The 22,953-nt window shown below is 68.0% G+C and carries 21 protein-coding genes and 1 other RNA gene; 11 read left to right on the plus strand and 11 right to left on the minus strand.

Translation table 11 applies throughout. The annotated features are described in order from the left end of the window. Window positions 1–2 precede the first annotated feature (2 nt). From ACTJLD_RS34105 to ffs, 3 genes are all read right to left on the minus strand, one after another. Entirely contained in the window at window positions 3–329 is a 327-nt protein-coding gene (locus ACTJLD_RS34105; protein WP_006482124.1) for a YbaB/EbfC family nucleoid-associated protein, read from the minus strand. Between the two features lie 92 nt (window positions 330–421). After that, window positions 422–2,782: a DNA polymerase III subunit gamma/tau gene (locus ACTJLD_RS34110; RefSeq protein WP_440660907.1), complete on the minus strand. Its 2,361-nt coding sequence runs from the start codon at window positions 2,780–2,782 to the stop codon at window positions 422–424. A gap of 127 nt (window positions 2,783–2,909) precedes the next feature. Then, an RNA gene (gene ffs, locus ACTJLD_RS34115) (signal recognition particle sRNA small type) lies at window positions 2,910–3,008 on the minus strand. Between the two features lie 400 nt (window positions 3,009–3,408). Between ffs and trxA the strand changes: the two genes are divergently transcribed. The 8 genes from trxA to ACTJLD_RS34155 all read left to right on the plus strand — a co-directional run bounded on the left by trxA (window position 3,409) and on the right by ACTJLD_RS34155 (window position 12,004). Beyond that, window positions 3,409–3,735, plus strand: a complete 327-nt coding sequence (gene trxA / locus ACTJLD_RS34120) for a thioredoxin TrxA (protein ID WP_006402348.1) — start codon at window positions 3,409–3,411, stop codon at window positions 3,733–3,735. 193 nt (window positions 3,736–3,928) lie between these two features. Next, window positions 3,929–5,191 carry a transcription termination factor Rho gene (gene rho / locus ACTJLD_RS34125; protein WP_006478662.1) on the plus strand — a complete coding sequence of 421 codons (1,263 nt, stop codon included), beginning with the start codon at window positions 3,929–3,931 and terminating at the stop codon, window positions 5,189–5,191. 134 nt (window positions 5,192–5,325) lie between these two features. Then, the gene (locus tag ACTJLD_RS34130) at window positions 5,326–5,826 is read left to right on the plus strand and encodes a MerR family transcriptional regulator (RefSeq protein WP_027787224.1); all 501 of its coding nucleotides are present in this window, start codon (window positions 5,326–5,328) and stop codon (window positions 5,824–5,826) included. Beyond that, window positions 5,823–7,379 (plus strand): MFS transporter, encoded by a 1,557-nt coding sequence (locus tag ACTJLD_RS34135; protein WP_060174299.1) that lies wholly within the window; start codon window positions 5,823–5,825, stop codon window positions 7,377–7,379. The genes ACTJLD_RS34130 and ACTJLD_RS34135 overlap by 4 nt, the downstream gene beginning before the upstream one ends. Before the next feature lie 38 nt (window positions 7,380–7,417). Continuing rightward, a complete protein-coding gene (locus ACTJLD_RS34140; RefSeq protein WP_027787222.1) occupies window positions 7,418–8,251 on the plus strand; it encodes a zinc-dependent peptidase in 834 nt (277 codons plus the stop codon). A 157-nt stretch (window positions 8,252–8,408) separates the two neighbouring features. Then, entirely contained in the window at window positions 8,409–8,669 is a 261-nt protein-coding gene (locus ACTJLD_RS34145) for a type B 50S ribosomal protein L31 (protein ID WP_021156486.1), read from the plus strand. Window positions 8,670–8,813: 144 nt separating this feature from the next. Further along, on the plus strand, window positions 8,814–10,646 hold the full coding sequence (locus ACTJLD_RS34150; RefSeq protein WP_440660910.1) for an ArnT family glycosyltransferase: 1,833 nt from the start codon (window positions 8,814–8,816) through the stop codon (window positions 10,644–10,646). Window positions 10,647–10,648: 2 nt separating this feature from the next. Next, window positions 10,649–12,004, plus strand: a complete 1,356-nt coding sequence (locus ACTJLD_RS34155; protein WP_060194335.1) for an MATE family efflux transporter — start codon at window positions 10,649–10,651, stop codon at window positions 12,002–12,004. A gap of 11 nt (window positions 12,005–12,015) precedes the next feature. On the opposite strand, the gene lipA is transcribed toward ACTJLD_RS34155, so the two are convergent. The 6 genes from lipA to ACTJLD_RS34185 form a co-directional block, all read right to left on the minus strand. Next, window positions 12,016–12,981, minus strand: coding sequence for a lipoyl synthase (gene lipA / locus ACTJLD_RS34160; protein ID WP_027787219.1), 966 nt, complete (start codon window positions 12,979–12,981; stop codon window positions 12,016–12,018). A 2-nt stretch (window positions 12,982–12,983) separates the two neighbouring features. Then, a complete protein-coding gene (locus tag ACTJLD_RS34165; RefSeq protein WP_440660912.1) occupies window positions 12,984–14,099 on the minus strand; it encodes an acetoin dehydrogenase dihydrolipoyllysine-residue acetyltransferase subunit in 1,116 nt (371 codons plus the stop codon). 4 nt (window positions 14,100–14,103) lie between these two features. Beyond that, on the minus strand, window positions 14,104–15,108 hold the full coding sequence (locus ACTJLD_RS34170; protein WP_334003534.1) for an alpha-ketoacid dehydrogenase subunit beta: 1,005 nt from the start codon (window positions 15,106–15,108) through the stop codon (window positions 14,104–14,106). A gap of 54 nt (window positions 15,109–15,162) precedes the next feature. Beyond that, complete coding sequence (locus tag ACTJLD_RS34175; RefSeq protein WP_021156490.1) at window positions 15,163–16,146, minus strand: thiamine pyrophosphate-dependent dehydrogenase E1 component subunit alpha; 984 nt, start codon at window positions 16,144–16,146, stop codon at window positions 15,163–15,165. A 77-nt stretch (window positions 16,147–16,223) separates the two neighbouring features. Next, a complete protein-coding gene (locus ACTJLD_RS34180; protein ID WP_027787216.1) occupies window positions 16,224–17,000 on the minus strand; it encodes an SDR family NAD(P)-dependent oxidoreductase in 777 nt (258 codons plus the stop codon). Window positions 17,001–17,059: 59 nt separating this feature from the next. Continuing rightward, complete coding sequence (locus tag ACTJLD_RS34185) at window positions 17,060–18,118, minus strand: ATP-NAD kinase family protein (protein WP_048021069.1); 1,059 nt, start codon at window positions 18,116–18,118, stop codon at window positions 17,060–17,062. A gap of 536 nt (window positions 18,119–18,654) precedes the next feature. Here ACTJLD_RS34185 and ACTJLD_RS34190 point away from each other — a divergent pair. Beyond that, window positions 18,655–20,571, plus strand: coding sequence for a sigma-54-dependent Fis family transcriptional regulator (locus tag ACTJLD_RS34190; RefSeq protein WP_059694561.1), 1,917 nt, complete (start codon window positions 18,655–18,657; stop codon window positions 20,569–20,571). Between the two features lie 25 nt (window positions 20,572–20,596). Here the strand turns inward: ACTJLD_RS34190 and ACTJLD_RS34195 are convergent, their stop codons facing one another. Both ACTJLD_RS34195 and ACTJLD_RS34200 read right to left on the minus strand, forming a co-directional pair. Beyond that, window positions 20,597–21,031, minus strand: a complete 435-nt coding sequence (locus ACTJLD_RS34195) for a carboxymuconolactone decarboxylase family protein (protein ID WP_440660916.1) — start codon at window positions 21,029–21,031, stop codon at window positions 20,597–20,599. Next, window positions 21,015–21,476, minus strand: a complete 462-nt coding sequence (locus ACTJLD_RS34200) for a MerR family transcriptional regulator (RefSeq protein ID WP_060084261.1) — start codon at window positions 21,474–21,476, stop codon at window positions 21,015–21,017. Before ACTJLD_RS34200 ends, ACTJLD_RS34195 begins: the two co-directional genes overlap by 17 nt. Window positions 21,477–21,766: 290 nt before the next feature. Between ACTJLD_RS34200 and ACTJLD_RS34205 the strand changes: the two genes are divergently transcribed. Both ACTJLD_RS34205 and ACTJLD_RS34210 read left to right on the plus strand, forming a co-directional pair. Beyond that, window positions 21,767–22,378: a ComEA family DNA-binding protein gene (locus tag ACTJLD_RS34205; RefSeq protein ID WP_060084262.1), complete on the plus strand. Its 612-nt coding sequence runs from the start codon at window positions 21,767–21,769 to the stop codon at window positions 22,376–22,378. A gap of 88 nt (window positions 22,379–22,466) precedes the next feature. Beyond that, on the plus strand, window positions 22,467–22,898 hold the full coding sequence (locus tag ACTJLD_RS34210; protein WP_027787210.1) for a YidB family protein: 432 nt from the start codon (window positions 22,467–22,469) through the stop codon (window positions 22,896–22,898). Window positions 22,899–22,953: the final 55 nt, after the last annotated feature.

A 22,953-nucleotide genomic window follows, 5' to 3' on the forward strand; every position in this document is an offset into this window, starting at 1 on the left:
GCTCAGAACGGCAGCTTGAAGCCCGGGGGCAGCGGCAGGCCGGACGTCATGCCGCTCATCTTTTCCTGCGACGTCGCTTCGGCCTTGCGCACGGCGTCGTTGAACGCAGCCGCGACGAGATCCTCGAGCATGTCCTTGTCGTCCGCGAGCAGGCTCGGGTCGATCGACACGCGACGCACTTCGTTGCGGCACGTCATCGTCACCTTGACGAGGCCGGCGCCCGACTGTCCTTCGACTTCGATCAGCGCAAGCTGCTCCTGCATCTTCTTCATGTTTTCCTGCATTTGCTGCGCTTGCTTCATCAGTCCGGCGAGGTTGCCTTTCAACATGGGAATACTCCTTCTTGATCGTGTGAAAACCGGCACGCGGCGCGTGCCGGCCAATGTGTGGGCGTGATTGTGCCTGTCGCGGGGCGCTCAGTTCAATGCAGCGTCGGCGGCGGGCCGTCCGGCGCCGCGTCGGCGAGCGGGCGCACCGAACCCTCGACGATGCGCGCACCGAAGTCGCGCACGAGCTGCTGGACGAACGGATCGCCGTGAATCTCCTGCTCGGCCTCACGCTGGCGCGCCGCGCGCGCAGCCGCATCGAGTGCCGCCGCCGTACGCCGGGCGGGCCCGACTTCGACGGCCACCTCGACCGGTTTGCCGAGCGCATCGGCCAGCGCGGCCTTCAGCTTCGCCACCTGCGCAGCGTCCGCATATTGCGGCACCGGCACTGAAAGTTTCAACGTAGTCGCATCGACGGCCGTCAGTTCGCTGTTGAACGCGAGCTGGTACGCGACGCCCTTGAGCGGCAGCCGCGCAGCCAGCGCCGGCCATTCGCCGTCGAAGCCGACCGGATCGAGCGCGATCGCGGGCGGCAGCGGACGCGTGTCGACCGGAGCGGACGGGCGGGCTTCCGCCGGCTTCGGCGTCACGCGCACATCATCGGGGCCGCTGTCGAATACCGGCACGAAGCCGTCGTCGGGCGAGCCGCCAAACATCTCGTCGGCACTGAGCGGCACGTATTCGTCCGGCGGGATGTCCTCCCACGGCGGCGGGGCCTGACGTGCATCGGCTGCCTGCGGCGCACGGGCCGCCGCGCGCGGCGTCGGCACCTGTACGGCGGCGGGACGCGGCGCGACGGGCTTCTCGGCGGCCGGCTGGGCGGCCGGTTTCGCGGCGGCGCCTGCGCGACCGCGGTCGGACGACACGCGCATCCCCGCATTGCGCAGCACGTCAAGCGCGGCGGCGGCTCCCCCGGAACGCGCTGCCGGACGGGCGGCGGGCTCGGGCGGCGCAGCGCGCGGCACCGGTTCGGCCGGCGCAGCCGGCGCGTCGCTTCGCTGCACAACCGCAGCCGGCGGCTCGGGTTCATTGCGGGCGGGTGTCGGCCTCTCGCTGGCCGGCTCCGCTTGCGGCACTGCCGCCACGCGCGGCTGCGGCGTTTCGACGACCGGCTCATCAACCGGGGCCGGCGCGGATGCCGGGACGGCAGCCGGCTTCTCAGCCGGCTGGTCTGCTTCGCCGCCAGCCGGTGCCGGCGCCGCACGCACAACCGGCGCCGCTGGCGCGGCCGTTGCCGTAGCCTGCGGCCGCGCTGCCTCGACAGGTGCGGCGGATACCGGCTTCGCCACGGCAGCCGACGCCGCCGCCACGCGCGGCCCCGGCACCGCACGCGGCACGGACGGCTGTCCGCCCGGCGCGCTGCCGGTTGCCACAGCCGGCTCGAACGCGAGCATCCGCAGCAGCGTCATCGTGAAACCGGCGTATTCGTCCGGCGCCAGGCCAAGTTCCGCGCGGCCGACCGTCGCGATCTGATAGAACAGCTGGACCTGCTCGGGGCTCAGCGTCTCCGCGAAGCGGCGCAGGTCGCCCGCTTCGGGCCATTCGTCAAGCACCGAGCCCGGCGCGAACTGCGCCCACGCGATCCGGTGCAGCAGGCTCGCGAGATCCTGAAGCGCAGTCGAGAACGACAGGCTGCGCAGCGACATCTCGTCGGCAATCGCAAGGATTTCGGGGCCGCTGCCCGCGGCAAGCGCGTCGAGCAGACGCACCATGTAAGTCTGGTCGAGCGCGCCGAGCATGCCCGACACGGCCGACTCGGTCACCTCGTTTGCCGAATAGGCGATCGCCTGGTCGGTGAGGGACAGCGCGTCACGCATGCTGCCCTGCGCGGCACGCGCGAGCAGGCGCAGCGCCTGCGGCTCGAACGTGATGTGCTCTTCGCCGAGAATCCGTTCGAGATGCGACACGATATGCCCGGCCGGCATCTGCTTCAGGTTGAACTGCAGACAGCGCGACAGCACGGTGACGGGAATTTTCTGCGGATCGGTCGTCGCAAGAATGAACTTGACGTGCGGCGGCGGCTCTTCGAGCGTCTTCAGCATCGCGTTGAACGCGTGATTCGTCAGCATGTGCACTTCGTCGATCATGTAGACCTTGAAGCGCGCATCGACGGGCGCGTACACGGCGCGCTCGAGCAGCGCGGCCATTTCATCGACACCGCGGTTGCTCGCGGCATCCATCTCGACGTAATCGACGAAACGCCCTTCGTCGATCTCGCGACAGGCGCGACACACGCCGCACGGCTGCGACGTGACGCCGGTTTCACAGTTGAGTGCCTTGGCGAAGATCCGCGACAGCGTCGTCTTGCCGACACCGCGGGTTCCGGTAAACAGATAGGCGTGATGGAGACGCCCGCCGTCGAGCGCGTGCGTGAGCGCCCTGACGACGTGCTCCTGGCCGACGAGCGAAGCGAAATCCTTCGGACGCCACTTGCGTGCGAGAACTTGATAGGTCATCGGGAAATTGTATCAGTAACGCTGCGTCGCGCCGACACGCGAAACGGTGCGAAAGACAGGCAACGCGCAGGTAAAACGGAGTGTGGTGCAGAAATAAAAAACGCCCGGCGAACGGGGCGAGAAGGAAGGTGACGAGCCCGACCCTCGGCACTGGCGGAAAACGATTGTGGCTGCTTCGTTCCCGACCTGACCAGGTTCACCGCCCCACCATGCGAGGAGGCCCGTCACGGCATATTCTATCACCGCTTCCGGATGAATGCGACCGTTTGTTCGCACCAATGCGAATATGACCGGACAAACCGGCGCGCATCGGGTCGCACGACGCTCGCCCGCACCGAATTGCCTGCGTCCCCTTGTAATTTACGGGCCGGCCTCCACCTGCAGGGCACAACGGTCGAACGGCGCGTCGTACCCCTACTCGCGTAGCGGCTACTATCGCCGCCCGCAGCAGATAGCAATTTAGGCTAATATGACGCCCGAACGACCCGCGAGCCGCGGCATGCAGCGCTTACACCCCTCCTGTCCGGAGAGCGGAGTGACCTGCCGCAGCGGCCGGCAGCCAACGGCGGCCGGTACGCCGCAACGCGCAAGCAGGCAGTCCCCGAACCGTAAGAGGTATTGACCCAATGAGCGAACAGATCAAACACATCAGCGACGCATCGTTCGAACAGGACGTCGTCAAGTCCGACAAGCCCGTGCTCGTCGATTTCTGGGCCGAATGGTGCGGCCCGTGCAAGATGATCGCCCCGATCCTCGACGAAGTCGCGAAGGACTACGGCGACAAGCTGCAGATCGCGAAGATCAACGTCGACGACAACCAGGCAACGCCCGCCAAGTTCGGCGTGCGCGGCATCCCGACGCTGATCCTGTTCAAGAATGGCGCGGCCGCCGCGCAGAAGGTCGGCGCGCTGTCGAAGTCGCAGCTCACCGCATTCCTGGACAGCCACCTGTAATACCGGCAGTTCCGCGGACGTGTTGTCAACCGGCAACACGTCCGCCGTCAAGCCGCCGTTCGCTCGCTCAAGCGCGAATCGGCCTATGCTAGAATCAAAAAACGTCTACAAGACGCATTTAAGTCTCTGAGCGCTTCCGCTCGCCCTCCTCCCTTTATTTCTTTCGTCGTCTCCTCCCTGGCGGGTTCTCCGTATGCATTTATCCGAGCTCAAGTCTCTGCACGTGTCCGAACTGATCGAAATGGCCAATGGCCTCGAGATCGAAAACGCGAACCGCCTGCGCAAGCAGGAGTTGATGTTTGCCATTCTTAAAAAGCGCGCCAAGACGGGAGAGACGATCTTCGGTGACGGTACGCTCGAAGTGCTGCCGGACGGTTTCGGCTTCCTGCGCTCGCCGGAAATGTCGTACCTCGCGAGCACCGACGACATCTACATCAGCCCGTCGCAGATCCGCCGCTTCAACCTGCACACCGGCGACACCATCGAAGGTGAAGTCCGCACGCCGAAGGACGGCGAACGCTACTTCGCGCTGGTGAAGGTCGACAAAGTCAACGGGCAGCCGCCCGAGGCCTCGAAACACAAGATCATGTTCGAGAACCTCACGCCGCTGCACCCGAACAAGCCGCTCTCGCTCGAACGCGAAATGCGCGGCGAAGAGAACGTCACGGGCCGCATCATCGACATGATCGCGCCGATCGGCAAGGGCCAGCGCGGCCTGCTCGTCGCATCGCCGAAGTCGGGCAAGACCGTGATGCTCCAGCACATCGCGCACGCGATCAAGCAGAACCACCCGGACGTGATCCTGTTCGTGCTGCTGATCGACGAGCGCCCTGAAGAAGTGACCGAAATGCAGCGCTCGGTCGCGGGCGAAGTGATCGCCTCGACGTTCGACGAACCGGCCACGCGCCACGTTCAGGTCGCCGAAATGGTGATCGAGAAGGCCAAGCGCCTCGTCGAAATGAAGCACGACGTCGTGATCCTGCTCGACTCGATCACGCGTCTCGCACGTGCATACAACACCGTGATCCCGGCGTCGGGCAAGGTGCTGACGGGCGGCGTCGACGCGAACGCACTGCAGCGCCCGAAGCGCTTCTTCGGCGCGGCACGCAACATCGAGGAAGGCGGCTCGCTGACGATCATCGGCACCGCACTGATCGAAACCGGCAGCCGCATGGACGACGTGATCTACGAAGAGTTCAAGGGCACCGGCAACATGGAAGTGCACCTCGAGCGCCGCCTCGCGGAAAAGCGCGTCTATCCGTCGATCAACCTGAACAAGTCGGGCACGCGCCGCGAAGAAATGCTGATCAAGCCCGAGATCCTCCAGAAGATCTGGGTGCTGCGCAAGTTCATCCACGACATGGACGAAGTCGAGGCAATGGAATTCCTGCTCGACAAGATCCGCCAGACGAAGAGCAACTCCGAGTTCTTCGACCTGATGCGCCGCGGCGGCTAAGCGCCCCCCGCCCCGCACCGAACGGCCGCCCGCGCATCCTGCCCGGCGGCCGTTTTTCGGTGCCAACCTGAACGTGAACGTACAGGTTGATCTATAATCGCGCCATCGCCCGGATCGAATTCCCTCCACGCCCCATGCCGAACGACACCTCCAACCCGTTGCTGACCGTGAGCGATGCCGCGTCGCGACTCGGCGTCACGCCGCGCACGCTGAAGTATTACGAGGAGCGCGGGCTCGTCACGCCGTCGCGCAGCGAGGGCCGCTACCGCCTCTACGACGAAGCCGACCTCGAGCGCTTCGCGCGCATCCTGCGGCTGCGCGCGCTCGGCTTCTCGCTGCACGGCATCACCGAAATGCTGAAGCGCCCGCTCGAAGAAACGGCCGACGGCCGGCGCCGCTACTCGGAAGCGTCGCTGCGCGACATCCGTACCGGCCTCGCCGAGCAGATCGATACGCTCGACCGGCGGATCGCGGCCGTCCAGCGCGAACTGAAGGAAGCCGTCGCGCTGCGCAAGGAACTGCAGCACGACATCGACTACGTCGAGCGGCGTCTTGCCGGCGAAAACGCCGACGCGCTTATCGCGCAGCGGCAGGCCGAAAGCGGCACGCGGCGCGCGCGCAAGGCTCGCGAATGAACGCGATGCCCGGTCGCCCGCCGCTATGGAGCCGCGCGAACCTGCGCGCGGACCTGTTCCCGTGGGCGCTCGCGCTCGTCACCGGCATCGACTATTTCGACAACGCGGCCTTCTCGTTCTTCGCGAGCTACATCGCGGGCGGCATCAACGCTTCGCCCGACGAACTCGTGTGGTCGTCGAGCGCTTACGCGGTCACGGCCGTGCTCGGCATCCTGCAGCAGCAATGGTGGGTCGACCGGCTCGGCCATCGCCGCTACGTCGCCGGCTGCATGCTGATGTTCTCGTTCGGCGCGATCGCGGCCGCGCTCGCCGACACGTCGCTCGAACTCGCGTTCGCGCGCGGTTTCCAGGGATATTTCATCGGCCCGATGATGGGCGCGTGCCGGATCCTGATCCAGATCAGTTTCAAGCCGCAGGAAAGGCCGCCCGCGACGCGCGCGTTCCTCATCATGATCCTGCTCGGCAGCGCGCTCGCGCCGATCGTGGGCGGCCTGCTCGTCGCGCATTCGACATGGCGCGCACTGTTTGCATGCACGGCGCCGGCCGGCATCGCGTTCGCGATCCTCGCGCTGCTCACGCTGCCCGACTCGGGCCGGACGCCCGACGACGAACGCGGCTCCGGACACTTCTGGCCGTATGTCGTGTTCGCACTCGCACAAGGTGCGCTGCAGATCGTGCTGCAGCAGGTGCATTACCAGCTCTACAGCGGCTCGCCGATGCTGATCCTGCTGACGATCGCGGGGATCGGCGCGCTCGCGTGGTTCGCGTATCACCAGTGGAACCATCCGACGCCGCTCGTGCGCCTTCACGCGTTCCGCGAACGGACGTTCCAGGTCGGGCTGCTGCTCTACATGTTCTATTACTACGAGTCGACAGGCTTCAGTTACCTGACCTCGCGGCTTCTCGAAGGCGGACTCGGCTATCCGGTCGAGAACGCCGGGCGGCTCGTCGGCACGATGTCGTTGATTTCGGCCACCGCGCTGTTCGCCTACCTGCGTTACGCGAAATTCGTCACGCACAAGAAGTGGTTCGTCGTGCCGGGGTTCGCGATCGCCATCACGGCCGCGCTGTGGATGACGCGAATGACGCCGCAGGTCGGCGAAGCCGCGCTGATCGTCCCGCTGCTGCTGCGCGGGCTGCTCCTGCTCTTCATCGTGCTGCCGGTGGCCAACCTGACGTTCCGGATCTTCGCGATCGACGAATACACGCACGGCTACCGGCTGAAGAACATCGTGCGGCAACTGACGATCTCGTTTGCGACGTCGTCGGTGATCATCGTCGAGCAGCACCGCGTGGCCGTGCATCAGACGCGACTCGTCGAGCGTGCGAACGTGTTCGATCCGCTGTTCCAGCAGGCCGTCGATGCGCTGACGCGCAGCTATGCGGCCGCCGGCCACGCGCTGAACGACGCGCACGGGCTCGCGATCGCGTCGATCGCGCGCATGGTCGCGCAACAGGCGTCGTTTCTCGCGTCGCTCGACGGCTTTTACTTCCTGGCCGGCGTGGCGCTCGTCGGCGGCCTCTTCGCGGCATGGCAAAAAGAGATCGATTGAGTTAAAAGACAGGCTTTGGATTTCCGCGAGCCGCCTTCATGCTCTCGAAACTGACCCGCTGGTTCGACGACCGCCGCCGCGACCGCGCGCTGCGCAGCCATCCGATCCCCGACGCGCTATGGCACGACACCGTCGAGCGCCTGCCGTTCCTCGCGGCGCTGTCGCCCGACGCGCTCGGCCGGCTGCGCGAACTGACGAGCCTGTTCGTCGCGAAGAAATCGTTCTCGACCGCGCACGGGCTCGAGCTGACCGACGCGATGATCGTCGCGATCGCCGCGCAGGCCTGCCTGCCCGTGCTGAATCTCGACCTGTCGCTGTACGACGGCTGGGTCGGCGTCGTCGTGTATCCTGGCGAATTCGTGATCCGCAAGACGGTGCAGGACGAGGACGGCGTCGTCCACGAAGTGGAGCAGGACGCGAGCGGCGAGGCCTGGGAAGGCGGCCCCGTGATCCTGTCGTGGGAGGATGCGCAGATGACGGACGGCCGCGACGCGTACAACGTCGTGATCCACGAGTTCGCGCACAAGATCGACATGGTCAACGGCGCAGCCGACGGCTATCCGCCCCTTTTTCGCCGCTGGCACGCGCCGTACCTCGATGCGCAGGCCTGGGCCGACGTGTTCGAGCACGCGTACGACCAGTTCTGCGCGCGCGTCGACGCGGTGCCGGACCGCGCGTGGGCACGCTTCGAGCGGGAATCGCTGATCGATCCGTATGCGGCCGACCACCCGTCCGAATTCTTCGCGGTGTGCAGCGAAGCGCTGTTCGTAAGGCCGAAAGCGTTCGAGTCCGAATTTCCGGAGCTGTACCGGCTGCTCGCGCGCTACTACCGGCAGGATCCGGCCGGCACCGGCGCGCTCGATGCACCGTGAAAATAATTCGTCAACCATCTGATTTTCTGGCATAATCGCCGTTTTTCGACCTTAGGCAAGTGGCTCGCGCCGGGCTTGACGTCGGCTGGATCGCGCAACTTTGTGCGGCACGGCACGGCAAGCGGCGGGTTGGCTACCGCTCTCACCAAGGAAAATCATGAAACCTGGCATTCACCCGGATTACCGCGAAGTCGTCTTCCAAGACATGTCGAACGGCTTCAAGTTCATCACGCGCTCGACGATCCAGACGCGTGAAAACATCGAACTCGACGGCAAGACCTACCCGCTCGCCAAGATCGAAGTGTCGTCGGAATCGCACTCGTTCTACACGGGTCAGCAAAAGATCATGGACACGGCCGGCCGTGTCGAGAAGTTCAAGAACAAGTTCGGCGTTCGCGCCAGCGGCAAGGCGAAGTAAGCTTTGCACCGCATCCGGTGGTTGCAACGCACCGGTATCGCACAAAAGGGCAGCCCAGGCTGCCCTTTTTTGTCTCTGCTCGCCGGGAAAGCGCCGGCCGGCGTCCGGGCATCGGCCTGACGCGCAACTGCCGGCGCGTCTACAATGCCGGATGCTCGAAACCGGCTCGACCGCGCGCACCCGCGCCGGCCGCCCGCCCATAACAAATCGCTCATCTGCATGAAGCCTGTCGTCCGTCTCACCGCCTCCGCCACGCGTGCGCTGCCGCGCTGGCTGCTGCTTACCCTCTGCTTCGTCTACGCAGCGTTCGGCCTGTTCGGCCGCGACCCGTGGAAGAACGAGGACGCGGCGGGCTTCGGCGTGATGTGGACGATGGCCAAGGGCGGCTGGCACGATTGGCTGCTGCCGAACCTCGTCGGCAAGTTCATCACGACCGACGGGCCGCTCGGCTACTGGCTCGGCGCGCTGTCGATCCGCGGCCTCGGCCCGTGGGTCGATGCGAGCAACGCGTCGCGCGTCGATACCGGCGTGCTGTTCTGCGTCGCGTGCGCGTTCGTCTGGTACGCAGCCTATCTGCTCGGTCGGCGTGCCGAGGTCCAGCCGTTCAAATACGCATTCGGCGGCGAACCCGAGCCGCGCGACTACGGCCGCACGCTCGCCGACGGCGCGCTGCTGGTGCTCGTCGCCTGCTTCGGCCTCGCGGAGCGCGGACACGAAACGACGCCGCAGCTGGCGCAGTTCGCGTGGATCGCCATGCTCGTCTACGGGATCGTTCGCGGCATCGACAAACCGATGCAGGGCGCACTGTGGTGGGGGCTCGCGATCGGCCTCGTCGCCCTATCCGGCAACCCGGTGCTCGTCGTCGCCCTGCTCGCCGGCACGGCCGTGCTGTGGCTCGTCACGCCCGAGATGCGCAACCTGCGCCTGCCGCTGGTCGGCGTACCGCTCGCGGCCGCGATCTTCGCGCTGTGGCCGCTCGCCGCGTTCGTCGCGGCGCCCGACGACGCCGCATGGTTCTTCAACCAGTGGATTCACGGCAGCCTGATGCGCTTTTCCGGCCCGCCGACCGCCGTGCTCGGCTATGCGGCAAAGAACCTGCCGCTGTTCACGTGGCCCGCGTGGCCGCTCGCGATCTGGGCATGGTGGAGCTGGGCCGGCATGCGCCGCCGCGCGCACGTCGCGATTCCGCTGTCGGTCGCCGTGCCGCTCGTCGCGCTCGTGATCCTGCAGAGCCAGCAGTCGAACCGCATGTACATGCTGCTGATGCCGCCGCTCGCGGTGCTCGCGACGTTCGCGCTGCCGACCCTCAAGCGCGGCGCGATCAACGCGATCGACTGGTTCGCGGTGCTGAGCTTCACGATCATCGGCACCTTCGTGTGGCTCGTGTGGCTTGCCTCGCTCACGGGCTTCCCGCATCCGCTCGCCCGCAACCTCGCGCGCCTCGTGCCCGGCTACGAGCCGCACTTCAAGATCCTGTCGTTCGTCTGCGCGGTGATCGCCACGGTGTGCTGGTGCTTCCTCGTGCGCTGGCGCATCTCGCGGCAGCCGAAGGTTCTGTGGCGCAGCGTCGTGCTGTCGGGTGCGGGTACCACGCTGATGTGGGTGCTGCTGATGACGCTGTGGCTGCCGATCGTCAATTACGGCCGGACCTATCGCGACGTCGCGCAGCAGATCTCCGTGCACCTGCCGTCCGACTACGAGTGCATCGCGCCCGTGCGGCTCGGTGACGCGCAGATCGCGACCTTCGCGTATTTCGGCAACATGCGCTTCGATTTCTCCGGCGACTGCGACGTGATCCTGCGCCAGGACCGCGCGGACTTCGGCGAGCCGAGCTCGATGTCGCAATACGTGTGGCGCCTCGTGTGGGAAGGCCGCCGCGTCGCCGACCGCGACGAGCGCTTCCGCCTGTACGAGCGCATCGAACGGCCGAAGACGCCCGTCAAGCGGCGTCCGCCGCGCCGTCAGCCGGCCGACTGACGATGTTCGGCGACATCCGCCGAATCGTCGGTCTCGCATGGCCGGTGCTCGTCGGCCAGCTCGCGATCATCGCGTTCGGCGTGATCGACACCGCGATGGTCGGCCGCTACTCGGCCGTCGATCTGGCCGCGCTCGGGCTCGGCTCGTCGATCTACGTGTCGATCTACATCGGCCTGACGGGCATCCTGTCCGCGCTGCAGCCGATCACCGGCCAACTGTACGGTGCGCGACGCTATGCCGAAATCGGCGAGGAAGTGCGCCAGGCGCTGTGGCTCGCGCTGCTGCTCGCGGTGCCCGGCTTTCTCCTGCTGCATTTTCCCGAACCGCTGCTGCGCGTCGCGCACGCACCCGCCGCGCTGCACGAACGCACCGTCGACTACCTGCGCATCCTGTCGTACGGGCTGCCAGCCAGCCTCGTCTTCCGCATCTACAACGCGCTGACCAACGCGGCCGGCAAGCCGCGCCTCGCGATGATCCTGCAGATCGGCGCGCTGGTGCTCAAGTTTCCGCTCAACGTGTGGTTCATCTTCGGCGGGTTCGGCGTACCGGCACTCGGCGGCCCCGGCTGCGGGCTCGCGAGCACGCTGATCAACTGGGCGCTCGCGCTGATCGGCTATACGCTGCTCGCGAAGCTCGATGTGTTCGCGCCGCTCGCGATCTTCTCGCGCTTCTGCTGGCCGGTCTGGGAACGCCAGAAGGCGATCCTGAAACTCGGCGTGCCGATGGGCCTGTCGTACCTGATCGAGGTCACGTCGTACACGTGCATGGCGCTGTTCATCGCGCAATTCGGCACGACGACGCTCGCCGGCCACCAGATCGCCGGCAACATCGGCGCGGTGCTGTACATGACGCCGCTGTCGATCGGCGTGGCGGCATCGACGCTGGTCGCGCGCGCGCTCGGCGCCGGACGGCCCGAAGAAGCCCGGCTGCTCGGCCGCCACAGCGTGATCTTCGCGTGCGGCATTGCCGCGACATACGGCCTGCTCGTGTTCGTGCTGCGACCGCTGATCATCGGCGGCTATACGCCGAACCCGGCCGTCGCCGCGGCCGCGATGCCGCTCGTCGCGATCGTCGCGTGCTACCACGTCTTCGATGCGCTGCAGGTCACGTCGGCGTTCGTGCTGCGGGCCTACAAGGTCGCGGTCGTGCCGACCGTGATCTATGCGGTCGCGCTGTGGGGCGTCGGGCTCAGCGGCGGCTACGTGCTCGGCTTCGACGTGGGCGGCATCGCGCCCGCGTGGCTGACCGGCGCGCGCGGCTTCTGGTTCGCGAACACGGTCAGCCTGATGCTCGCGGGCGCCGGGCTTGTGCTGTACCTGCGCCGGGTGAGTCGCGCGCACACTCCGGCGTCGGCCTGACGCGCCGCCCGCTACCTGTCCTCCAGCACGTCGGCCGCATGGTACGACGACCGCACGAGCGGGCCGGCGACGACTTCCCTGAAACCGAGCGCCAGCGCGTCGTCGCGCCACGCGGCGAATGCCTCCGGGCTCACGTAGCGTCGCACCGGCAGGTGGTGCGCCGACGGCGCCAGATACTGGCCGAGCGTCAGCACGTCGACTTCGTGCGCGCGCAGGTCGCGCAGCGTGTCGCGCACCTCGTCGTCGCGCTCGCCGAGCCCAAGCATCAGTCCCGACTTCGTCACGAGCGTCGGCCGCGCGGCCTTCGCCTGCGCGAGCAATTCGAGCGAACCGCGATAGTCGGCGCCCGGTCGCGCCGCGCGATACAGCGACGGCACCGTCTCGATGTTGTGGTTGAACACGTCGGGCCAGGCCGTCGACAGCGCATCGAGCGCACGGGCCACGCGGCCGCGGAAGTCCGGCGTCAGCACTTCGACGCCGATGCCCGGCACGCTCGCACGTACCGCCGCGATGCACGCGGCGAAATGCGCGGCGCCGCCGTCGCGCAAGTCGTCGCGGTCGACCGACGTGATCACGACGTAGCGCAGGCCGAGCGCCGCGGCCGTGTCGGCCAGCCGCGCCGGCTCGTCGGGATCGAGCGGCTCGGGACGACCGTGCGCGACGTCGCAGAACGGGCAGCGCCGCGTGCACAGGCCGCCCATGATCATGAAGGTCGCGGTGCGCTGCGCGAAGCACTCGCCGATGTTCGGGCACATCGCCTCCTCGCACACGGAATGCAGCCGATGGTCGCGCAGCACGGCAGCCATGTCGGCCACCGCCGCGCTCATCATCGGCCGCGCGCGCAGCCACGGCGGCTTCGGCAGCGCCGCGCCTGCCGCGGGCTCGACGCGCACCGGAATGCGCGCGAGCTTGTCGCGGCTTCTCGCGCCCGGCTGGCCGAGCGCCGTGAGGCTGGGTCGTTCGAGCGCGGCGGCCATCGTCAGTCTCCGAGGAACGCGACGATCAGGCGGTTCACGTCGGCGGCCGCCTCCATCTGCACCATGTGCCCGCGGCCGGCGATCACTTCGGCACGCACGCCGTCGGGTAAAGCCTGCGCGTGATGCGCCGGGATCACCTGGTCGCGCTCGCCCCAGATCACGAGCGTGCGCGGCGCCAGCGTCGCGAGCCGGTCGCGGAACACACGCCGCTGTGCGGCGCCGTCGAACGCCGCGTTCGCGATCTGCTCGAGCGCGGCCTGCACGCCTTCGAGCCGCTTGTACTTGACGAGATCCTCGACGAGCTGCCGCGTGACCAGCGCGTTGTCCGCGAACAGCGCACCGAGGTGCGGCTTCAGCGTGTTGCGGCTGTTGCCGGCGACGAAGCCGTCGATGTAAGCGCGGTTGATGTCGGTGCCGAGCCCCGCGCTCGCGATCAGCGTCAGCGACGCGACGCGTTGCGGCGCGCGTTCCGCGGCCGCCATCGCAACCGCGCCGCCCATCGAATGGCCGATCAGGTGCGCCTGGTCGATGCCCTTCGCATCGAGCAGCGCGAGCACCGCGTCGGCGAGTTCGTCGAGGCTGCCCGTCTCGACCGCCTTGCCCGATTCGCCATGGCCGGGCAGGTCCAGTGCCCACACGGGCCGGTGCGCGGCGAGATCCGCGTGATTGAACAGCCAGTTGTTCAGGTCGCCGCCGAAGCCGTGAATCAGCACGGCGGGTGTGCCCGTGCCTTCGCCGAGCTTCAGGAAGCGCACCGTCCGGCCGCCGATCTGCGCCTTCTCGGGTTGCGGGCCGGCCGCTTCGTCGGAGGCCTCGCTCGGCACGAAGTCGCGCTGGAAATCGGCGATCGCCGCGTCGATGTCCGCATCGCTCGCATCGGCCGCCGCGACGACGCCGAGCAGCGCGCCGACCGGCAGCGTCTCGCCTTCCTGCGCGACCTGCCGGCGCAGCGTGCCGTCGAACGCGCATTCGACGCCCGACGAGATCTTGTCGGTCTCGACGTCGAGCACTTCGTCGCCCTTCGTCACGCGTTCGCCGATCGTCTTCAACCAGCCGTTGACCTGCCCCTGCTCCATCGACAGCCCCCACTTGGGCATCGTGATCATGTGAATCGACATCGTGTCAGCTCCTCGTCTTCAGGACCGCCTGCGCAATCGCATCGGCGGACGGGATATACAGGTCTTCCAGCACGCTCGCGAACGGCGCGGGCGTGTGCGGCGCGGTCACGAGCTCGATCGGTGCCTTCAGCGCATGGAACGCGCGCTGCGCGACGAGCGCGGCAATGTCGGTCGCGATCGAGCAGCGCGGGTTCGCTTCGTCGACGACCACGACGCGCCCGGTGCGCTCCGCGCTTTCGAGGATCGTTTCCTCGTCGAGCGGCGACGTCGTGCGCAGATCGATCACGTCGACCTGGATGCCGTCCTTCGCGAGCTTCGCGGCCGCGTCCATCGCGAGATACACCATCCGGCCGTACGTGACGATCGTCGCGTCGTCGCCGTCGCGCATCACGTTTGCCTCGCCGAACGGAATGGCATAGGACTCCTCCGGCACGTCGCCTTCGCGGGTATAGAGCAGCTTGTGTTCGAGGAAGATCACGGGATCGTTGTCGCGGATCGCCTGGATCAGCAGCCCCTTCGCGTCGTACGGCGTCGACGGACACACGACCTTCAGCCCCGGGATGTGCGTGAACAGCGACGTGAGCATCTGCGAGTGCTGCGCGGCCGCGCGCAGCCCGGCGCCGTACATCGCGCGGATCACGACCGGCGTCACGGCCTTGCCGCCGAACATGTAGCGGAACTTGGCGGCCTGGTTGAAGATCTGGTCGAAGCACACGCCCATGAAATCGATGAACATCAGCTCCGCGACCGGCCGCATCCCGCATGCGGCCGCACCGACCGCCGCGCCGATGTAGCCGCCCTCCGACAGCGGCGTGTCGAGCACGCGGCCCGGAAATTTGTGGAACAGCCCCTTCGTCACGCCGAGCACGCCGCCCCACGCGTCGTCCTCGCCCGGCGCGCCCGCGCCGCCTGCATTGTCCTCGCCCATCACGATCACGCTGTCGTCGCGCGCCATTTCCTGCGCGAGTGCCTCGTTGATCGCCTGCGAATAAGTGATCTTCCTTGCCATGTCTGTCTCCTGGAATGTTCGGTTCGCCGTGTCGGCCGCGGTGTCAGGCCGCGCTCACGGGTACGACACGTAGACGTCGGTCAGCAGGTCGGCCGCGTCGGGCAGCGGCGCGGCCTTGGCCTGCGCGACCGCGTCGTCGATCAGCGCCTTCACCTGGGCATCGACCGCGCGCAGATCGGCGGTCGTCAACGCTTCGGCCCGCACGACGCGCGTCTCGAAATGCTTCAGGCAGTCCTTCTCGTCGCGCAGCTTCTGCACCTCGCCGGGTGCGCGATAGGTCTGCGCATCGCCTTCGAAGTGGCCGAAATAACGCGTGAACTTCACCTCGACGAGCGTCGGGCCGCCGCCGTTTCGCGCGCGCTCGACGGCTTCGCCGAGCGCTTCGTGCACCGCGAAGAAGTCGAAGCCGTCGACGATCACGCCCGGCATCCCGAACCCGTTCGCGCGATCGGCGATGTTGTCGGTCGCGACCGACCAGCTCGACGACGTCGCTTCCGCGTAGCCGTTGTTTTCGGCGACGAAGATCGCGGGCAGCCGCCACACCGACGCGAGGTTCATCGATTCGAAGATCACGCCCTGGTTCGACGCGCCGTCGCCGAAGAAGCACACGCCGACGCCGCCCGTCTTCTTGTGCTTCGCCGCGAGCGCGGCGCCGCACACGAGCGGGCCGCCCGCGCCGACGATCCCGTTGGCGCCGAGCATCCCCATCGACAGGTCGGCGATGTGCATCGAGCCGCCCTTGCCATGGCAGACGCCGGTTTTCTTGCCGTAGATCTCGGCCATCATCCCGTGCACGTCGACGCCCTTTGCGATGCAATGGCCGTGGCCGCGGTGCGTGGTCGCGACGTAATCGTCGAGGCCGAGGTGCAGTATCGTGCCGACCGCGGACGCCTCCTCGCCCGCGTACAGGTGAACGAAGCCGGGGATCTCGCCGGTCGCGAATTCGACGTGCAGGCGCTCCTCGAATTCGCGGATCGTGCGCATCAGCCGGTAGGCGTCCAGCAGCTTGTCCCTGCTGAGCTGTGTCGAAACGGTCATGTGTGTCTCCTGGGTAGGTCTGACTGCGAATGCCGCCGCGGCGATGCCGTGGCGACGGATTGCACGGCCTGCGGCCGTCAGTGGAACGTGAAGCCGCCGTCGACGTTCACGGCCTGGCCCGTCACGTTGTCCATCGTCGCGAAGAACAGCGCGAGCCGGCCCATGTCCTCCGGCGTCTGCGCGCGGCCCTGCGGGATCAGCGTCAACTGGTGCCGCTGCCACGATTCCTCGACCGTTTCGCCGTCGGCCTTCCATTCGTCGGACAGCCGGTCCCACATATAGGTACGGACGATGCCGGGGCAGATCGCGTTGACGGTCACGCCGTCGCGCGCAAGCTCCTTCGCGAGCGCGTTCGTGAAGCCGACGACCGCGAATTTCGATGCGCTGTAATGCGCGAGATTCGGAAAGCCTTCCTTGCCGGCGATCGACGCGACGTTGATGATCCGGCCGCGGCCCTGCGCCTTCAGGTGCGCGAGCGCCGCGCGGCAGCCGAGGAAGGTGCCCTTCGCGTTCACGTCCATCACGACATCCCAGTCGCGCTCGGTCAGTTCGGCGACCGGATGAATGCTGATCACGCCCGCGCAATTCACGAGGATGTCGAGCCGGCCGAGTTCGGCGAGCGCCTGCGCGACCATCGCGTCGACCTGCGCGGCCTGCGTGACGTCGACCTTCGCGACCGCCGCCCGCCGACCGAGCGCGCGTACCTCGCGCGCGGTGGCGTCGAGCGCGTCGTCGAGCAGGTCGGCCAGCAGGACGTCGGCGCCCGCGCCGGCAAGCGTCAGCGCAATGCCGCGGCCGATGCCGCGCGCGCCGCCCGTGACGATGGCGACCTGTCCTTCGAGTGAAGCCGTCATGGCAATGTCTCCTTGAGGATCGTTATGGAAGTCGAAACGTCATGCGAAACAGCAGCGGCTCAGTCGTGCCACGCGCCGGCATCGCGCAGCAGTTGCCGCGACGACGCGTAACGCAGCGTGCGGCCGACATCGACCGTCAGCGGCCCGCGCCAGTCGAGCGAGATCTCGTAGCGATCGCCGCGCGCGACCTCGATCTCGCGTTCACCGTCGAACGCGAGCGTGCCGCGCTCGAACGGAATCGTCTGCCACGCGCCCGGCTCGAGCCGTTCGCAACTGCGCATCACGACGCGATCGACGCGGCCCGGCGCAATCGGCGCGACGAGCGGCGTGCCGGCCGCCTTGCCTTCGGCCGCGAAGCGCATCGCGAGCCCGTGCGGCGCGCTGCGTTCGAGCGGCGCCCACGCGCCGCCGAGCGCGGACAGGCCGATCCCGTCCGGTTCCGCGAACGTCAGGTAGAGCGAATCGATGTCGTCGGACCCCGAGATCGCGCGGGCGCCGATGAAGCGCTGGCGCGCGGCACACACGTCGACGAGCGCGATCTCCTCGCGCCCCGGCTGCGCACCCGCCACGCAGCGCACGACGAGCCGCTTGTTGCGCGTGAACGCGACTTCGGCCGGCACCGCGCCGGTCGCGGCGAGTCCTGCCGCGACGCCCGCGACGGTTGCCTCGCGATGTTCGGGAAACGCGTTGTTGGTGCCGGTGGACAGCGCGACGAGCGGTGTCGCGCCACAGTGCGCGGCCACGGCGCGATGCGTGCCGTCGCCGCCGAGCACGACGATCAGCGCGACTTCCATGCGGTGCAGGTACGCGGCACCGGCCTGTGTGTCGGCGACGGTATCGGTGATCGGCAGGTCGACGAATTCGACCTCGGGCCAGCGCTCGTGCGGCGCGACCGCGCGATGCGTGTCGATCGCGCGCAGCAGCAGCGTCGCGATGCCCGTACGGTCGCGCAGCGTCAGCACGCGCTCGACGCCCATCGCGCCGAGGCCGGCCAGCAGGCGCACGATCATGTTCGCCTTCTCCGCCGTCGGAAACACGGAGGCATGCGTCGTGAGGCGGCGGATGTCGCGCCCCGATGCGGGGTTCGCGATCACGCCGACGGTAACGGGCGTCGTCACGGGTTCGTCTCCATCCAGTTGGCCGGCCCCGGCGCAATGCTGTACGCCGCGGCCCTGCCTGTCTCGTCCGCTGCCATCGCCGGGCGGCGGATCTTCATCGTCGACGCGACCGCGCCGACCTGCCCGTGATCTCTGCAAGCGGCGTGCCATCGAGCGTGCGATGTCCGTGAAACCCGTGTGCACGCTGGCGCGGCGGGCATGTCGACGCCGCCGGTTCGCTGCCGGAGCCACGGCGCGCGCGGCAATTCCGCCCGTTCGTCTCACCCCGTCGATGCAACGAAACGGCCGCCGCGACGCCGGTGCAAACGCGCCGTTGCGCCCGCAAACCCCGCGCTGTCGCGGCGCCGCGCGGGCCGCGTCATGCCGGACGATCCGCGCATGCCGCACATGCGCGCGTCTCAGCGACACGAGACAGTGCGCGATACCGGTGAGACGAACGTCTCATGCCCGCCGCGTGCTGCGATGCAATGTGATCCGTCGAACGGGATGTGCTACAAGAACATCGCATTCCCCGCCGTACGGAACCGGAGCCGACCATGCCCTACGCCGTCCCCCAGGCCCAGCACGCCGACCGTGTGCTCGGCGCGCTCGCCGGACGCCTGCCCGCGCCGGCCGAATCCACGCGCCTTGTGTCATCGTGGCAACGGTCGCTCGAGCGCTACCGTCTCGACCCCGCTTCGTCGATCGGCCCGCGCGTGCTGACCGCGGCGGAGCTGCGCGAAGTGCGCGACAAGGAAGAGGCCTTCCTGCGCGCGTCGGGCCAGTGCCTGACGAGGCTGCACGACATGATCCGCGTCGCCGACTACTGCGTGATGCTGACCGACGCGCACGGCGTGACGATCGACTACCGGATCGACCGCGAGCGCCGCAACGACTTCCGCCACGCGGGGCTGCACATCGGCTCGTGCTGGTCGGAAAGCGAGGAAGGCACCTGCGGTGTCGCGAACGTGCTGACCGATCTCGCGCCGATCACCGTGCACAAGACCGATCACTTTCGCGCGGCCTTCACGACGCTCACCTGCAGCGCGGCGCCGATCTTCTCGCCGGGCGGCGAGCTGATCGGCGTGCTCGACGCGTCGGCCGTTCAATCGCCCGACGGCCGCGACAGCCAGCGTCTCGTCTATCAGCTCGTACGGCAGAGCGCGGCGCTGATCGAGGACGGCTACTTCGTGCACAGCACCGCGCAGCACTGGATCCTGTTCGGGCATCCGAATCGTCATTACGTCGAAGCGCAACCCGAGTGGCTGATCGCGTTCGACGAATGCGGCAATATCGTCGCCGCGAACCGGCAGGCGCGCGACGCACTGCCGGCGCTGCGCGAACCGCGCCATATCGACGAGATCTTCGATGCGACCGAGATGCCGCTGCGCGATGCCGCGCGGCTCGATGCGATCGTCGCGCTGCGGTTGCGCGCGACCGGCGCGCCGCTCTATGCGCGGCTGCGCGCGCCGCTACGGCGCACCGGCCGCGAGCCCGGCACGGCCTCGCGCCGCCCGGGCACCACGCAACGCCACGTCGGCGCGCTGACGCCGTTCCTGCACAGCAGCGACGCGCATATCGCACAACAGGCCGAACTCGCGTTGCGGGTCGCAAGCAAGCGGCTGCCGATTCTCGTGCTCGGCGAGACCGGTGCGGGCAAGGAAGTGTTCGCGCGCGCGATCCACGACGCCGGCGCGCGGCGTGCGCGGCCGTTCGTCGCCGTCAACTGCGGCGCACTGCCGGAAGCACTGATCGAGAGTGAATTGTTCGGCTATGCGGCCGGTGCGTTTACCGGCGCACGCAAGCACGGCGCGCGCGGCAAGATCGCACTCGCCGACGGCGGCACGCTGTTCCTCGACGAAATCGGCGACATGCCGCTCGCGCTGCAGACCCGCCTGTTGCGCGTGCTCGCCGATGGCGAGGTCGTACCGCTCGGCAGCGATACGCCCGTGCGCGTCGATCTCGACGTGATCTGCGCGACGCACCGCGATCTCGCGCGCATGGTGGCCGACGGCACGTTCCGCGAGGATCTGTACTACCGGCTGAGCGGCGCGACGTTCGAACTGCCGCCGCTGCGCGAGCGCGCGGACGTGCGCGACGTGATCGCCACCGTGTTCGCCGAGGAGGCGCAGGCAACCGGCCACGTGCTGACACTCGACGCAACGCTCGCCGAACAGCTGGCCGCGTATCCGTGGCCCGGCAACGTCCGGCAGCTGCGCAACGTGCTGCGCTATGCGTGCGCGGTGTGCGACGCCGCGCGCGTGACGCGACAGGATCTGCCGGCCGATATCGCCGCGCAGCTCGGCGGCGCGTCGACCGGCACCCTGCCTGACGACGAGCGCGGCCGCATCGTCGCCGCGCTCACCGCGCACCGCTGGCGGCCCGACGCCGCCGCGCAGGCGCTCGGCATCTCGCGCGCGACGTTGTACCGGCGCATCGCGAAGCACCGGATCGTCGCGCCGCACCGCGCGTGACGTGCGGGTGCCGGCGCGTGCCCCGTCACGCGAGCTGCCCGACCGCGTCGTTCGCGTCGCTTGTCTCTCCGACCGCTTCGTCGAGCCGCGCGAACACCTCGCGCGCCGCGAACAGCGCGTTGAGCGCGGCCGGGAAACCCGCGTACACGGACATCTGCATGAACACCTCGACGATCTCGTCGCGCGTGCAGCCCACGTTCAGCGCGGCCTCGATATGCACCTTCAGCTGCGGCTGCGCGTTGCCGAGCGCGGCCAGCGCCGAGATCGTCGCAATCTCGCGCGCCTTCAGGTCGAGTTGCGGCCGGCTGTAGATGTCGCCGAAGCCGAACTCGACCAGCAGCCGTGCGAAGTCCGGGGCGATCGGCGCGAGCGCCGCGATCACGCGTTCGCCCGCCTCCCCGTCGATTTCCTTCAGTTTGTTCCAGCCGCGCGTGTAGCGGTCTTCAACGAGTCGTTCCATGGTGTCCGTCCTGTTCCGATGGGGAGTGAGAGGGTTTTGCCCGTCGTGCCGCATCGCGCTCCTGTGCCTCGTAGTACGCGATCTTGTCGCTGATCACGTCGAGGCTCGCCTGCAGCTCCGCGAGATGCGCGCGCACCGCGTCGCGATGCGTGACCAGCAGGCGGCGCCGCTCACCGAAGGTCGGCTCGCCCTGCGCGCGCAGCGCCGCGAATTCCTGCATCTGTGCGATCGGCATGCCGGTCGCCTTCAGGCGCATCACGAAGGCCAGCCAGTCAAGGTCGGCCGGCGCATAGAGCCGGTGCCCGGCCGCCGTGCGCGAAATCGCACGCAGCAGGCCGGCCTGCTCGTAGTACCGCAGCGTATGCGTCGACAAGCCGGTCAGCTCGGCGACTTGCCCGATCGTCAACGGACCGGTGGCGGAAGGTTTGGATACGGTTTTCGACATGGCAGGAACAAGGTTAGGAGTTAGAGTCAACTCTAAGTCAAGCGCTTTCGAACGGCCAGCGCGACGACGACCCACGACACCCCGCGACACCGTAAAGAATGGTCAAAACCGCTGCCCGGCGCGGGTTTCGGTCTTTACAGCGCCGCAAGCCTTCAGCAAGATTCGGTCAGCCTGTCTTAAAAAGGGCACGCATTTGTCCTATGCTTAACGGCGACGCCCGGCCAAGTCTCGCCCGCCGTCCGTTGCAACAGCCATTCATCCGTCAGAATCAGAACCAGGGAGCCTTTGCCATGCTGAAAAAGCTGCTGATGCTGTTCGTCGCGCTGTCGCTGTCACTCGCCGCAGGCCTTGCCGCGGCCGTCGAAGTCAACACGGCCGACCAGGCCGCGCTCGAATCCGTGAAGGGTCTCGGGCCCGTGAAGTCGAAGGCGATCATCGACGAACGCACCAAGAACGGCCCGTTCAAGGACGCGGACGATCTCGCGAACCGCGTAAAGGGCCTCGGCACGAAGTCGGTCGGCCATCTCGAGGAAAACGGCCTGACGATCGGCGGCTCGTCGACGCCGCCGAAGGGCGTGAAGCTGTCGAAGCCGGCCGCGACGACACCGGCGACCCCGTCGGCAACGACGTCGGCAGGCACCGCGTCGACGTCCACGACCGCGACGGCCGGTACGACGGCCACTGCGCCGGCACCGGCGGCAAGCGCGCCGGACACGGCGGCGAAACCGGCCAAGGCCAAGCGCGCATCGAAGAAGGAAAAGGCCGCCGCGGCCGCAGCGGCATCCGCCGACGCGGGTGCGAGCGCACCGGCCGCGGCGTCGTCGGCCAAGGCGACGAAGGGTTCGAAGAAGAAAAGCAAGAAGGACAAGGCAGCCTCCGCCGCCGCGGCGTCGGGCGCCTGATGTGCGCCGCGCGCGCGACGGCGTGCGCGCGGCATTCGTTCAACGGGCGTCGTCGTCACGACGCCCTTTTCAGTAAAGGTGAAGCACCATGGGTCTCCTCGACATCGTTGGCGGTCTGCTCGGCGGCCAGGCCGGCGGCAACTCGCAAAGCGCGCTGATCACGACCGCGCTCGAATTCATCAACAACCAGCCGGGCGGCCTGAACGGCCTGATCGAGAAGTTCAAGGCGGGCGGCGCCGGCGACATCATCGGCTCGTGGGTCGGCAACGGCGAAAACCAGCCGATCTCTGCAGACACGCTGCAGAACGTGCTCGGCTCCGACGTCGTCGGCTCGCTCGCGAGCAAGGTCGGCATCGATCCGTCGCAGGCTTCGTCGATCCTCGCGCAGGTGCTGCCGCACGTCGTCAACGGCGCGACGCCGAACGGCGAAGTGCCGGCAGGCGGCCAGATCGATACGTCGAACGTGCTCGGCGCGCTCACGCAACTCGCCGGCATGTTCGGCGGCAACAAGCAGGGCTGAGCCCGCACCACGCCGGCTGACAGCCCCGGCGGCGGTTTCGGCCGCCCCATAAGCA

This window comes from Burkholderia sp. 22088 (genome assembly GCF_052045915.1).
GTDB classification, from domain to species: Bacteria; Pseudomonadota; Gammaproteobacteria; order Burkholderiales; family Burkholderiaceae; genus Burkholderia; species Burkholderia cepacia.

Excerpts from the sequence above, each read along its gene's own strand:
- ACTJLD_RS34105 (WP_006482124.1), bottom strand. The coding sequence starts at position 329 with ATGTTGAAAGGCAACCTCGCCGGACTGATGAAGCAAGCGCAGCAAATG.
- ACTJLD_RS34110 (WP_440660907.1), bottom strand. The coding sequence starts at position 2,782 with ATGACCTATCAAGTTCTCGCACGCAAGTGGCGTCCGAAGGATTTCGCT.
- trxA (WP_006402348.1), top strand. The coding sequence starts at position 3,409 with ATGAGCGAACAGATCAAACACATCAGCGACGCATCGTTCGAACAGGAC.
- rho (WP_006478662.1), top strand. The coding sequence starts at position 3,929 with ATGCATTTATCCGAGCTCAAGTCTCTGCACGTGTCCGAACTGATCGAA.
- ACTJLD_RS34130 (WP_027787224.1), top strand. The coding sequence starts at position 5,326 with ATGCCGAACGACACCTCCAACCCGTTGCTGACCGTGAGCGATGCCGCG.
- ACTJLD_RS34135 (WP_060174299.1), top strand. The coding sequence starts at position 5,823 with ATGAACGCGATGCCCGGTCGCCCGCCGCTATGGAGCCGCGCGAACCTG.
- ACTJLD_RS34140 (WP_027787222.1), top strand. The coding sequence starts at position 7,418 with ATGCTCTCGAAACTGACCCGCTGGTTCGACGACCGCCGCCGCGACCGC.
- ACTJLD_RS34145 (WP_021156486.1), top strand. The coding sequence starts at position 8,409 with ATGAAACCTGGCATTCACCCGGATTACCGCGAAGTCGTCTTCCAAGAC.
- ACTJLD_RS34150 (WP_440660910.1), top strand. The coding sequence starts at position 8,814 with ATGCCGGATGCTCGAAACCGGCTCGACCGCGCGCACCCGCGCCGGCCG.
- ACTJLD_RS34155 (WP_060194335.1), top strand. The coding sequence starts at position 10,649 with ATGTTCGGCGACATCCGCCGAATCGTCGGTCTCGCATGGCCGGTGCTC.
- lipA (WP_027787219.1), bottom strand. The coding sequence starts at position 12,981 with ATGGCCGCCGCGCTCGAACGACCCAGCCTCACGGCGCTCGGCCAGCCG.
- ACTJLD_RS34165 (WP_440660912.1), bottom strand. The coding sequence starts at position 14,099 with ATGTCGATTCACATGATCACGATGCCCAAGTGGGGGCTGTCGATGGAG.
- ACTJLD_RS34170 (WP_334003534.1), bottom strand. The coding sequence starts at position 15,108 with ATGGCAAGGAAGATCACTTATTCGCAGGCGATCAACGAGGCACTCGCG.
- ACTJLD_RS34175 (WP_021156490.1), bottom strand. The coding sequence starts at position 16,146 with ATGACCGTTTCGACACAGCTCAGCAGGGACAAGCTGCTGGACGCCTAC.
- ACTJLD_RS34180 (WP_027787216.1), bottom strand. The coding sequence starts at position 17,000 with ATGACGGCTTCACTCGAAGGACAGGTCGCCATCGTCACGGGCGGCGCG.
- ACTJLD_RS34190 (WP_059694561.1), top strand. The coding sequence starts at position 18,655 with ATGCCCTACGCCGTCCCCCAGGCCCAGCACGCCGACCGTGTGCTCGGC.
- ACTJLD_RS34195 (WP_440660916.1), bottom strand. The coding sequence starts at position 21,031 with ATGGAACGACTCGTTGAAGACCGCTACACGCGCGGCTGGAACAAACTG.
- ACTJLD_RS34200 (WP_060084261.1), bottom strand. The coding sequence starts at position 21,476 with ATGTCGAAAACCGTATCCAAACCTTCCGCCACCGGTCCGTTGACGATC.
- ACTJLD_RS34205 (WP_060084262.1), top strand. The coding sequence starts at position 21,767 with ATGCTGAAAAAGCTGCTGATGCTGTTCGTCGCGCTGTCGCTGTCACTC.
- ACTJLD_RS34210 (WP_027787210.1), top strand. The coding sequence starts at position 22,467 with ATGGGTCTCCTCGACATCGTTGGCGGTCTGCTCGGCGGCCAGGCCGGC.